Raw genomic sequence first — 11,803 nt, forward strand, 5'->3', positions numbered from 1 at the left:
GGCTCCCGGTGCAGGGTCGGCAGGTGGATCACGAATCAGCAGTTCCGGCGGCTCCGAGCGGGGGTGTCCGCTTTGACGCGTACACCATCCCCATGAAGACACAGACGACCTCGGTCCTCGCGGTGTCCGCCGCTCTCATCGGAACGGTGGACCGATGAGCGCCCTGGCGGCACCGGCCGCCGTGCTCCCGCGCCCTCGTACGGAGTTCGCGGGCCGTGCGTCGCGCCGTCGGCTGCGGTCGGTCCCGGCGCAGGCCGGTCCGGTCGCGCGGCTGGAGCTGGGCAACCCGCTCCAGTTGACCAAGACGATGCGGGCCCGGCTGCTTGCCGCGGTGCGCGCGCTGGTGGCGTCTCCGGCGCTGGCCGGTGCGTCGGACGGCACGCGGCTGGCGTCGGTCGTGCTGACCGCGAAGGCGGATGCGCGCAAGGACTTCGAGACGTCGATCTGGGCGGAGGAGCTCGGTCGGTGGCTGGGGGTCTCCCAGTCGACGGTCGCGCACACGGTGCTGCCCGAGCTGCGCGGTGCCGGATTCCTCGGCTCGAACGTCGCGACCAACAGCATCGGGTGGGCGACGGGCCTGGAGTGCTGGGTGATCCCGATGTACCGGGCGCAGCAGGCCGGCGACCGGCGGCACGCCTTGGCGCTATCGCGCTCGGAACTGGCGGTGCTGCTGAGCCTGATCACCGTGCTGTTCGGTCCGGGGTGGGAGCCGAAGGACAAGGCGCCGATCCCGGCCGGGCTGCTCGCCGGGCGTACGGGCCGGGGCGCTGCGACGGATCGGCTCGGGCTGCTGCTGATGGTGCTGACGACGGGGTCGGCGGGCTGGCTGCAGCTGTGCCCCGGGTCGGTGGACACCGACCGTGGGCGTCCGGCGGCGACGGTCGCGCGGCTGCTGGGCTGCACGGCGGCGGCCGGGGCGAAGGTCCTCAAGCGCCTCCAGGAGCACGGCGTCGCGGACGTGGTGCGCAAGGAGACGGGCTCGGGCCTGAACGCGCAGTCGCGGGTGCGCCTGGTGCCGGTCGCCAAGGCCCACGGTGTGGCCGTGCGGGAGGCCCGCCGGGTCGCGGACACCGTGTTTTCAGACCTCGCCGGTACTGCATCCGGAGATCTTGAGCCCGGCGAGACGGGCGAGACCCTTGTGGTTACTGGGATCGAGGGTGCCGGGCAGGGCGAGATGGCTGGATCGGCAGACCTCGCCGCAACTGCACAGCACCACGCTCTCCACGCTTCTGGGGCTACTCCTGGTGGTTCTCTCTCGCTCTCTCGTGGCTTTTCCGGCGAAGGCCGTGGTGGGAACCACGGTCTGCCGGACCGCGCGTGCGCGGGCGAGGACGGCAGCCCGCTCCGCGGGGAACAGCAGGAGAAGTCCCCGGTCGTCGAAGGCATCAAGGGCGGCTGCGGGCCGGTGGCCGACGCTCCGGTGCGGGTCGTGGACGATGCAAGTCAGGGCAGGCAGCAGCAGGGGAGGGCGGCTCTGCCGTCGCCGGATCTGCGGGCCGTTTTGGCCCCGGTCCGGCTGGTCTGGGCTCGCCTGGAGAGTTCAGCCGTCCGACGCCTGATGGAGACCAAGGTCCGTACCGAGCTGGCCCAGGTGGTCGGGTTCGCCGGTCCTGCCGATGCACCGCAGATCCTCGCCGACAGGCTCGCCCGGCGCCTGGAGAACCAGATGCGGCTGGGCGGTCCGATCGCGGACCCGGTGGGCTGGCTGATCGGCCGGGGTCTGCCGCAGATCCGGCTGTGTGCGGAGCCCCGGTGCGATGAGGGCATGCTGCTCGACTCCGGCCGGGACTGCCCGCGCTGCGAGGACCGACAGGTCGACCGCCGCAACCAGCGCCGTGCGGTCGCGGCCGCTGTCGACGCGGCGATGCCGCACGCCTCCGAGACCGAGCGCCGTACGGCGACCGCGCAGCAGCTGCACCAGGACGTGACCGCCCAGGCGTGGATCCGCGAGCACCGGTGGGCGCAGGTCCGTGAGCAGCAGGCCGCCGCCGCCAAGGCCCGCGCCGAAGCCGCGGCCGCGCAGCCGGCCTTCGAGGCCCCGGCCGCGCCGGTGGCCCCGGTCGTCCTGCCCGCGCCGCTCCCGTTCGCCGCGCCCGACCTGGTCGACGGCGGCGACCAGGAGCAGGAGCTCGTCCTCGAGGACCTGACCCCCGAGCAGGTCCGCGACTGGCGGGTGCGCGGGATGAAGGACCACACCGTGGTGTTCGACCACATCGACCAGTACGGCGAGACGTCGGCCAGGAGGCTGTTCAGCAACAGGCTGGTCGATGAAGCGCAGCGCCTTTCGGGCACGCACCACCTGGTCCTCGGGCACACCACCTGGGGGCAGGCGTGAACGAGGGCGAGGTGTCCGGGGTCGACCTGGCCCGGGTCGCGCTGCGGGCCGCGATGGAGGCGGCCCGGAAGAACGGCGCAGGCCAGAAGGCGAAGAAGAAGCCGCGGACCGGTACGTCGGTGCGGCGCGACGGGCGTGAGCCGATGGGTCTGGGCGCGGCGATCGGGGCGCTGGTGACCGAGCGGGCGTGGGAGCTCCCGGCCGCCGGCGCGACGTTGCGGGAGCGGTGGGCGGCCATCGCCCCCGACCTCGCCGGGCATGTCGCCGCCGTGGCGTACGACGCGGACTCCGGCCAGCTCACGGTGTGCCCGGAGTCGTCGGCGTGGGCGACGAAGGCGCGCCTGGAGCAGACCCGGGTCATCGCGGCCGCCAACAAGGCGGCGGGCCGCACCGTCGTGCGCGCCCTGCGGGTCCTGGCGCCCGGCGCCGTACCCGCGCCCGCTCCGGCCGCCGCTGAGGCAGAGTCGGCCCCGGCCGCGCCCGCCGGTGAGGCGAAGACCAGGGAGACGGCGTGCGAGGGCTACCGCCGCGCGCTCGCCGCGCACCAGCAGGTCGCCGTGCCGTCCCGGGTGGACCCGGGCATCGCGGAGGCGGTGGAGCGACAGACCCGGGCGATGCGCGAGCTGTCCCGCAGGGCGTTCCCCGAGACCGTCGTCGCGGACGATGCGCCGGCCCCGATCGAGCAGGCCCGTACCCAGCGCCGCCGCGAAGCCGACGTCTCGCACGCCGCGGCTCTGCGCCGGGCACGAGCGGAGCGCGCGGCGCGGGAGGCCGGGACCTCGGCCGTGCTGCCGCAGCCGGCTCGGCTCCAGGAGTCGGCGTGAACGGAATTGACTGGATCTCCTCCCTGCTCTGTTGGTCAAGGGTCACCATCGTCGAATGGACACTCAACCGGCCTGCTACTACGCCTACTTCACCGACGCCGACGCAGCTGAGGGCGAAGACGACGAACTGGAGGTGCTGGTCGAGTCCTGGGACGCGGACGGCAGGGCCCTCATCCTGGACCAGGCGGAAGGCCGTCTCGTGGTCGCGAAGGACCGGCCGGGCTTCCTCCGGGTGGAGCGATACAACACGCCACAGGTCCGCGGCGTACTGCCGGGCGGGAACTGGAGGCTACGGGCCAAGGAGGGACCGTCGTCCCACAGCCGCGTTGGCTCCCCGGTCATCGCGTTCCTCGTCTACGACTCATACGTCCGGCCTGTCACGAAACTTCCCGCCCCCAATGGGAGGTGGACGACCACGTCGGCGCGGTACGACCTCTTCCAGTCGGACTGACCAGCCTTCCAACCTGACCGCGGCGCCCTTGCTCAGCAGGGGCGCCGCGCCGCGTTTCCACCCTCAAATACGCGCCGTACGGTATTCGTACGGTAGAAGTACGCGAATCTTACGGTTCATGGGGTAGAGTGCGGGTCAGGAGGTGTTCCATGTCCGAGATGTTCGATGCGGTCGACGCGCTGGTCGCGTCCCGCTCAGCTCTGCCGTCGGCGGAGGAGCGCAAGCGGCTGCGGGTCGCCCACGGCCTGACCCTGGAGGATGTCGCCGGCGCCCTCGGGGTGCGCCGGGCCACGGTGTCCGCCTGGGAGTCGACGAAGAAGCTCACCGAGCCGCGCGGTCCGGAGCGTGAGGCGTACGCACGACTGCTCAAGCAGCTCGCGGAGCTCTACCCGGCCCCGGTGCCCGCCACGTTCACCGGCGCCACGGCCCCGGCGGAAGCGCCGACTCTGTCCACAGGCCCGGCGTCCGAGGCTGCGGTCATGACTGCAACCGAGAACACCCAGACCCCCGCCCCGGCCCCCGTGGCCGCTGCTCCGACCGCCGCGTCCCGCCCGGCGCCCACCGCCAGGAGCACGTCGACGTCGCGCCGCCCGAGCGCGAAGAAGGCGGCCCCGGCCAACACCCCGGCGGGCGGCACCGACCCGCGGTTCGAGAACGGCCCGCTCGCGGTCGTCGACGTCGAGGACGGGAAGGTCCTGGCGTACTGCACCGGCGGCCTGGTCCTGGACGTGCCCGCCAAGTCCCTGCCGTCCCTGGTCGACTGGACGCTGCGCGAGGCGAAGCTCGGTCAGCCGAAGCTGTCCGGCCCGGGAAGGCCGGCCGACCCGCTGATCGTGCTCACCGAGGCCGCGTGCGAGCGCTACGGCCTGCCCGTCTCGCTCACGGCGGAGGAGAAGGACGCCGGGCGGATCCCGGAGGGCCACAAGGTCGTCAAGCAGCTCGTGCGCGCCGACTGGAAGCTCACGAAGCGCGGCTTCGGGCAGTGGGCCCGGATCTACCGCCCCGCCAAGGGGTCGGAGCGCCAGTGCGTGCAGCTGTGCATCCCGTCGTGGAACGCGCTGGACTCCCGGTTCTGGGGCGACGCCGCCCAGTTGCCGCCGGCGGAGCTCGCCCGCGTCCTGGGCGTGTACGCGTCCCGGGTGATGACGCCGCGCGGCTCCACCGCCGTCACCGGCCTGGAGCTGATGACCGCACTGCACCCGCCGACCTACGCCGTACGCGATGAGGAGACCGGCGCCCTGCGGCAGGCCGACGACAAGAACCCCGGCTCGCTCGGGAAGCACCCGATCGACCCGATGAACTGGCCGCCGTGCGAGGTTCCCGACGGGCACCCGGTGCTCAAGGACCTGCCGCGCTTCACCGTCCGGGGACCGGCGGACAAGCTGTTCGAGGAGGCGTACGACTGGGCGCGGCCGATGACCGATGCCGAGTGCACCCTGCGCTACCTGGTGGGCCTGGACGTGAACATGGCCTTCGCCGCCGGCGCGAACGGACTGAACGTCGGCCTCGGTGAGGCGACCCACGTCAAGAACCCGGTGTTCGACCCGAAGCTGCCCGGCTCCTGGCTGGTCGACCTGTCCCACGTCGACCTGTCGAAGGTGAAGGTCGGCAAGGAGTGGGTGGAGCTGGACGGCTCGCTGCTCCCCTCCCCGTTCACGCCGAAGGGCGACCGCCCCACGGGCCCGGCCTGGTACGCAACGCCCACCGTCGCCTACGCCCAGGAGCTCGGCTACGACGTCGCGCCGACCGAGGCGTGGGTCCGGTACGAGAACGGCCGCTACCTGGACGGCTGGTACGGGCGGCTGCGTGACGCCTACCTCGCCACGATGGCCGACCTCGGCGTCGACGCCGACCTGTCACCGGAGGACTTCCTCGCCGCGATGGACGGCTACAAGGACCGCGACCCGGAGCTGACGATCGTCGTCTCGGCGATCAAGGCGACGGTCAAGGGCGGCCTGGGCAAGCTGCGCGAGCGCCCGCGTGGTGAGGGCTGGCGGCCGGGCGAGCCGTGGCGCGCGCTGTCCCGCCCGACGTGGCGCCCGGACATCCGGGCGGCGGTCATCTCCCGCACCCGGATCAACCTCCACCGGAAGATCGTCAAGCACGCGGCGTTCACCGGGCAGTACCCCATCGCGATCCTGTCCGACTGCGTCGTCTACGCCGCGAACGGGCCCTCGCCGCTGGACTTCCTGCCCTACCGGGAGGGCAAGCCGCTGCCCGGCGGCTTCAAGCTCGGTATCAACCCGGGCCTGGTCAAGCACGAGGGCACCCAGTCCGTCCTGTGGGGCGAGGAGGTCCGGGACAAGTTCAACGCCCCGGAGCTCAACCTGGCCCGGTCCATCAAGGACGGCACCGTCACCGACGCCGACAATGGCGAGTAGGGGAGTAGGCAGGCGATGAGCATGTTCGGGGACGGCCTGGACAAGGCGGTGCAGAAGGCGTTCACCCGCCCGGCGCCCAAGTCCGCGGGCCCGCAGATGCGGTACATGGTCAAGCAGCTCGGCGGCACGAAGGCCGTCGCCGACCTGCTCGGCATGTCCCAGCGGCAGGTGGAGCGGTACGTGGCGGGCAAGGCCAAGAAGCCGCGCGCCGACCTCGCCGCGCGCCTGGAGCGCGAGGTGACCAAGCGGTGGCAGCCGCAGATCCGGGCCAAGGCCCGCGAGAAGGCGGCGACGACCGGCGGCATCGTCATCGACGCCCGCGCCCGCATGGGCTACACCGCGCCGATTGGCTCCACCGACCAGGACCGCATCCGGCACCTGACCGTCGCCCTGCCGCCCGTCTATGCCGCCCGCCTCTTCGACGCCCAGGCCGCCGGCGCCAGCGACACCCAGCTCCAGGAGATCGCGGCCGAAGCGCTCAAGGAGGTCTACTTCCAGGACGGCGGCCGCCGCGCCGGAAGCCTGGACGAAGTCCGGTTCACCGATGTCGAACACCTCGAGTTCGACCTGTAGCAGCCGCGCCCCGAACAGGCCGCGAGCCCGGACCAGTTGGTCCGGGCTCGCTCGCGTACGGTGCGGCAGCCCGGCCGCTGTCCACAGGCTGATCATGGTCCCTGGAGGTATGAGCGATCACGAGCAGCAGCAGCCGGCCCCGCGCCGCGGCAAGGTCCTGGAAGCCCTCGCACGGGCGGAGCGGAAGGTCTTCACCCGGCCCGCCCCGAAATCCGCAAATGCACAGGTGAAATTCCTCCTCACGCGGGCGAAGGGGTCGACCAAGGCCCTGGCGGAGCGCCTGGGCGTCTCGCGCCGGACCGTGGAGCGCTACCGGGCCGGGAAGCTGACAACCCCGCAGAAGCGCCTCCAGGCCGCCCTGGTGGAGGAGACCGAATCCGAGTGGCAACCGCAGGTCAGAGCGCAGGCACGCGCGGCAGCGTCCACCTCCAGGGGGATGATGGTGGAGGTGACGGCCTACTTCGGATTCACCTGCACGGGCAGTTCGGACGACGGCCGCGAGCGCCAGATCACCACGGACATCTCGCCCACCTACGTGAAGCAGATCCTGGAGCTCCAGGAGGCCGGTGCGACGGAGGAGGATCTGCATCCGATCGTCGCCCAGGCCATCACGGAGTCCTATTTCACGGAATGGGGCACACGAGCCGATGGACTCCGGGCGGACTTCACGGCGGTCAGCTCGATTTCCTTCCGGTTCTGACCCGGCCGAATTCGAAGCCTGCTATAAACCAGATCTGCGGGCCGCCGTACAGCGCTCTGGCGGCGGCCCGCACCGAATCCGCACGATGAATGCGAGACCGAAGATGACCCGGTTCTGGCCGCCCGGTGAAAGCACCCGCCGACCGCCCGCCCCGCGCGTCGCCGCGCCCCGTGAGCCGGTCGACCCGGCCCGGATCGGCCGCCGCGTGGTACGGCGCCGGGCGAAGGGCATGGACGCCGGCGCCATCGCGGCGGCCCTCGAGGACGCACGCTTCGACGCCCGGCAGGCGTCCCGGCACGAGGACCTAGCCGACGACGTACGCGGCCCGGCGGAGCTCGCGGAGTGGGAGCGCCTGGACCAGCTGCTCGCCGCGGCCGCGCCGGGCACGGTCTACGACCCGGACACCGACAACGTCGTCCAGGCCGAGCTCGCCGCCGACGCCGCGGCCGCCGCCGCCCGGGAAGCCGACCTGCGCGAAGCTCAGCGGATCGCGGCCCGCGCCGACGAGCTCCAGGCGCTGCGCGAGCTCCACGCCCTGGAGCAGACCGAGCCCCGCACCGGCGACGAAGCCGTACGCGACGAAGTGACCCGGCGAGCCGGCGGCTACGTCCAGGCCGACATCGACGCCTGGCTCGCGCGCGCCCTGGCCGCGCATCTCGGGCACTACCGCGACCCGGCCGCCCGCGAGGAAGCCACCGGCCTGCTGACGCCGCCAGTCCTCGCGCACGCCGCGCTGCTTGCCGAACTCGCCCGCCTGGTCCCCGGCGCCGACGGCGACCAGCTGGCGTTCACGGCCCGCCTCGCCACCAGCGAGCCGGAGGCCGCCGGGGCGCTCGCCGCGTTCCTAACCCGCGCTCACCCTCACCCGCCGATCACCGACTGTGACTAACGGGCTGTCACGCTCAGGTGTCACGCACCCTCGGTCCAGCTGTCACGCTGGGGTGTCACGCTGCTCACCGGGCCCGAAATCACGGGGCCGACCCCCGTTTTCGGGCTCCCACCGAGCAGCGTGACACCCTTGCCGGTGCGGGTACGGAAAGTAACCACTGGGATCGGCCCGGGGCGGGTCAGCGGCGGGCGCGGACGGGCGGCCGACCCGATCCCAGCCGGGTGCTGCGGAGTGGTCCCCAGGGCCTGCGCCCGCCCGATATCGTGGTGTCACACGCCCGTTCGCGCCCTGGAGGCCCTCGATGAGCGAACAGCCGGCCCCCGCCGACCACGCCCGGCAGCAGCTGGAGCCCGCGGCCGCCGACGGGCTCCGTGCGTACGCGGCCCAGACCCGCGAGAGCGCCGACCAGCTCGCTGCCGTCCTGGAGGACATCGCCACCAACGGGCTGCCCTCGGTGGAGGACTGCACGCCGTGGGAGGAGCTGCGCGAGGCCCACCTCGCCCGGCTCGCCTCCCAGCGCCCGGCCGTCGCCTGATGCCCGCACCGCACGGCCCGCGCCGCGCCCGGGTCGCGTTCTCCGACTCCGCCGCCAAGCAGCTGGACGCCATCACCAGCGAGGCCGAGCTGCACGCCCTGGACCGCGCCCTGGTCGTCATCTCCGTCGACCCCGACGCCGGCGAACTGCTCCCCGGCGACAGCACCGGCCCGCGGTTGCGCCAGTACGTCGACGACGTCGAACGGGTCCGCCTCGTGTACTGGGTGACGGTGTTGAAGACCGTCGTCGTGGTCGCGTTCATCGAGGTCTGACCCGCGACGTCCGGGACCAGGCCGACCGGCTGCCGCTCGCCGGAGTCGAAGAGGCCGGCGCCGACCGTGAGGCCGGTCCACGGCGGACCGGCGACTTCGTCGTTTGGTGAGGGATCGGGTCCGCCGGTTGGTGAGGGATCGCTCGCGTAAGAGGAATACCTAGGACTGACTGACCAGATGACGAGCGCGTTCTTCTCACCCGCCGTAGGCGAGGTACCGGTGGTAGAGGCTGCGCGAGATCTCGCTGACGCGGATGTTCTGTTGGCGGTTCTGGTGGGTGCGCAGTATTCGCACGGTCGGGCGGAGCTCACCACGGCGCCCGTCACCCCTCGGGCGCACTTGATCCTTCCCGACGCTGTGCGGCCCCCTGCGGCGCTCTGAGCCGTTCCGGGCTCCCGGACGACGATCACGAGCCCCTCGGGCCCTCACAGCGCCGTACAGCGCTTCGCGGCGTCGGGTGTCTCCACGGTTCGTCTCCTGCGCCGGTGATCTCGTCTCCCGGCCGCGAGCTCCGCTCTCAGAGGGGGGAGAGTTCAACCCGCACGTAGGTACTACAACTACTTACCTACATTGGGGTGCAACAGACGGCCCGGCCCGACCCCCTCGGGCGGCCCCGCCGGCCTCCCGGCGCGGGGCCCGCTGTGGACCTCCGGCACCACCCAGGCCCTTGCACCCTTCCGCCTGCTGCACGAGCTGCTGCTCCTGGTGGTGAAGGGTGCAAGGGCAGCACAGGGGTGCAAGACGGGTTGCTGCCCCTTCCGCCCGGCTCGCGGTGCAGCACTCGCCCGACCCAGACGGCACACGGGTGCTGCACGGGTAGCAAGGCCGGCCTCACCAGGTGCAGCAGTGCGGCCCGGCCGTCGGTAGTTGTTCTGCTGCTCCAGAACAAACCGGTTCACCTGGTGCTACCGCCCACCTGCTGCGCGGACCGCACGGTGGCTCGCGTTTGTTCTGCTCCTCCAGAACAAGGCGGTTTAGCTAGTGCTACCGGCGCGGCGGTGGGCATGAAGAAGGCGCCGCACTCCTGGTGCGGCGCCTGGGGTCGTCGGTGGGACGGGTTCAGCCGGTGGCGGCCAGGTTGGCCATCTGGGCGGCGAATCTGGCCCGTCGCTGTTCGGTGAAGCGGCCGGGCTCGGCGGCTTTGATCTCCGGGACCTTCATGACGGGGGAGGAGACCTTGCCGCCGGTCAGCAGGGGGTGGAGCTGGTAGAGCCCGTCTTCCAGGCTCCAGGCGAGTCCGCACTCGCGGAGTTCCTTGAAGCCGCGGTTCACGGTCGGCTTGCTGGCGCCCAGCTCGCGTGCCATCTCGTTCTGGCTGATCGCGGCGGTGCCGTTCTCCGGGTCGCTGAGGTACAGCAGCTCGTCCAGGACGCGGCGGCCGGCGGTGGAGACGTCGACCAGGGCCAGGAGGCGCAGGACGGCCCGGGGAATCGTGACGGGGGCCTCTGTGGGAGGGCTGGGGACGTAAGAGCTGCTCACGGAGCCTCACCACTTCCGATCAGGTCGACGTGTAACGAGGATATGCCGCGCGAGGTCATGCACTCGCCTTGCGCACGGGCCGCCGCTGCCGGAGCGTGACGACCTTCTCCTTGCGGCGGGCCGACTCGGCGACCTTCTTCTCCGCCTCGCGCGCCTGACGCCACTCGGTGGGGTAGTCGGCGTGCGGGATGAGGCAGGCCGGGCCCTCCGCGCTGTTCCACAGCGCCTGCCACTTCTCCTGCTCACCGGAAGTGCCGGCCACCGTGAGCCACGGGTTCAGCTGGAGGACACCGCGCTTGGCGGTCCGCATCCAGCCGATGTGCGCGAAGAACTGCGACGCCTCGTTCACCGAGGCCGCCGACAGGTTGCACCGGGCCTGGAGGTCGCGCTGGTTGGTCTTCACGAAGCCGCGGGCAGCAGCCCGGGTCTGGTCGTCGGCCCGGTTGGCGTTCTGCAGCGCCACCAGCTTGCACCAGACCTGGAACCACGAGCCGGGCATCTTGAGGCTGCCGAGCACATCCATAAGCAGCCGGGCGTCCAGCACGTACCCGCTGCACTCCGCGCTCGCGGCGAACTCGCGGCCCTTGATCTTCTCCACGCCCAGGATCAAGCCGCCCTTGCCGTCCGACCGCGCAACAACGCGCTCGCCGGGGCGGACGATCGGCAGCTGGTCCATCAGCACAGTCCTCCAGAGATGATCAACGTTTCAGCCTGCACGGTAGCACTAGGTAAACCGGCTTGTTCTGGAGGGGCAGAACAAACCGTGCCTCACAGTTACCTGATGACCCGTCAGGTTCGGGGGGCGTTTGTTCTGGATTTCCAGAACACCCGGGACGCGTTTGTTCTGGAAATCTAGAACAAACGGTTTCGCATCACCGCAGGTCAGAGCCGGTTTCGGCGCGGAACGCTCTTATGTGTCACTAGAGCTCAACCACCACGCCATCCCCGGCCGACACGCCTTGGCGCCTACGGGGCAAGCAGCTGGCAGCAACGGGCGTGTCGGCGCCGACAACCACCGGATCGAGGGGGCCGGCGCCCTGTGGCTGAGCAGGCTTCGCGTGCGGCGCCGCGCCCCCGCGCGGGTCGTGGACAGCAGCAGCGGCTCTGAGTCTCGGGTGGTGCCGACCGTGACGCTCAAAAGCATGGAAGCGTGGCTGATGCCGGTGGGCGGTTCCGCCGCCCGGCCCGAGGGGCCGTTCGGCTCCGGTACCTCCGCACGCCGGAATTCGAACTTTCCGATATCTGAGGTACCGTTCGGTGGCTTGGGTCCGCAGCTTCCCAATTCGTTATCCCTCGGGTGAGTGGTGGAACTGAATTCCGGGGCTGATGTCTTATCAGAAAGCGCGCCCCGCCCGGGTGGTTGA

The 11,803-nt window shown here is 71.6% G+C and carries 12 protein-coding genes; 9 read left to right on the plus strand and 3 right to left on the minus strand.

Annotation, left to right across the window (positions count from 1 at the left end; genetic code table 11):
• The first annotated feature begins 154 nt into the window (after positions 1 to 154).
• The 9 genes from ACZ7L9_RS35005 (at position 155) to ACZ7L9_RS35045 (ending at position 8,960) form a co-directional block, all read left to right on the plus strand.
• The gene (locus ACZ7L9_RS35005) at positions 155 to 2,335 is read left to right on the plus strand and encodes a hypothetical protein (protein WP_471421567.1); all 2,181 of its coding nucleotides are present in this window, start codon (positions 155 to 157) and stop codon (positions 2,333 to 2,335) included.
• Positions 2,332 to 3,159, plus strand: coding sequence for a DciA family protein (locus ACZ7L9_RS35010; RefSeq protein WP_471421568.1), 828 nt, complete (start codon positions 2,332 to 2,334; stop codon positions 3,157 to 3,159). Before ACZ7L9_RS35005 ends, ACZ7L9_RS35010 begins: the two co-directional genes overlap by 4 nt.
• Before the next feature lie 55 nt (positions 3,160 to 3,214).
• Complete coding sequence (locus ACZ7L9_RS35015; protein WP_471421569.1) at positions 3,215 to 3,610, plus strand: hypothetical protein; 396 nt, start codon at positions 3,215 to 3,217, stop codon at positions 3,608 to 3,610.
• A gap of 149 nt (positions 3,611 to 3,759) precedes the next feature.
• Complete coding sequence (gene tap / locus ACZ7L9_RS35020) at positions 3,760 to 5,991, plus strand: telomere-associated protein Tap (protein WP_471421570.1); 2,232 nt, start codon at positions 3,760 to 3,762, stop codon at positions 5,989 to 5,991.
• Positions 5,992 to 6,006: 15 nt separating this feature from the next.
• Positions 6,007 to 6,564 (plus strand): telomere-protecting terminal protein Tpg, encoded by a 558-nt coding sequence (gene tpg, locus ACZ7L9_RS35025; RefSeq protein WP_471421571.1) that lies wholly within the window; start codon positions 6,007 to 6,009, stop codon positions 6,562 to 6,564.
• A gap of 109 nt (positions 6,565 to 6,673) precedes the next feature.
• Positions 6,674 to 7,264 (plus strand): telomere-protecting terminal protein Tpg, encoded by a 591-nt coding sequence (gene tpg, locus ACZ7L9_RS35030; protein WP_471421572.1) that lies wholly within the window; start codon positions 6,674 to 6,676, stop codon positions 7,262 to 7,264.
• Positions 7,265 to 7,349: 85 nt separating this feature from the next.
• Positions 7,350 to 8,153 (plus strand): hypothetical protein, encoded by an 804-nt coding sequence (locus tag ACZ7L9_RS35035; protein ID WP_471421573.1) that lies wholly within the window; start codon positions 7,350 to 7,352, stop codon positions 8,151 to 8,153.
• Positions 8,154 to 8,454: 301 nt separating this feature from the next.
• A complete protein-coding gene (locus ACZ7L9_RS35040) occupies positions 8,455 to 8,688 on the plus strand; it encodes a hypothetical protein (protein ID WP_471421574.1) in 234 nt (77 codons plus the stop codon).
• A complete protein-coding gene (locus tag ACZ7L9_RS35045; protein WP_471421575.1) occupies positions 8,688 to 8,960 on the plus strand; it encodes a hypothetical protein in 273 nt (90 codons plus the stop codon). The genes ACZ7L9_RS35040 and ACZ7L9_RS35045 overlap by 1 nt, the downstream gene beginning before the upstream one ends.
• Before the next feature lie 195 nt (positions 8,961 to 9,155).
• Here the strand turns inward: ACZ7L9_RS35045 and ACZ7L9_RS35050 are convergent, their stop codons facing one another.
• From ACZ7L9_RS35050 to ACZ7L9_RS35060, 3 genes are all read right to left on the minus strand, one after another.
• The gene (locus ACZ7L9_RS35050) at positions 9,156 to 9,299 is read right to left on the minus strand and encodes a hypothetical protein (protein WP_471421576.1); all 144 of its coding nucleotides are present in this window, start codon (positions 9,297 to 9,299) and stop codon (positions 9,156 to 9,158) included.
• Positions 9,300 to 10,019: 720 nt separating this feature from the next.
• The gene (locus tag ACZ7L9_RS35055; protein WP_471421577.1) at positions 10,020 to 10,439 is read right to left on the minus strand and encodes a helix-turn-helix domain-containing protein; all 420 of its coding nucleotides are present in this window, start codon (positions 10,437 to 10,439) and stop codon (positions 10,020 to 10,022) included.
• Positions 10,440 to 10,494: 55 nt separating this feature from the next.
• Complete coding sequence (locus ACZ7L9_RS35060; RefSeq protein ID WP_358587592.1) at positions 10,495 to 11,115, minus strand: hypothetical protein; 621 nt, start codon at positions 11,113 to 11,115, stop codon at positions 10,495 to 10,497.
• Positions 11,116 to 11,803 lie beyond the last annotated feature (688 nt).

It is taken from the genome of Streptomyces sp. NPDC111516 (genome assembly GCF_055635345.1).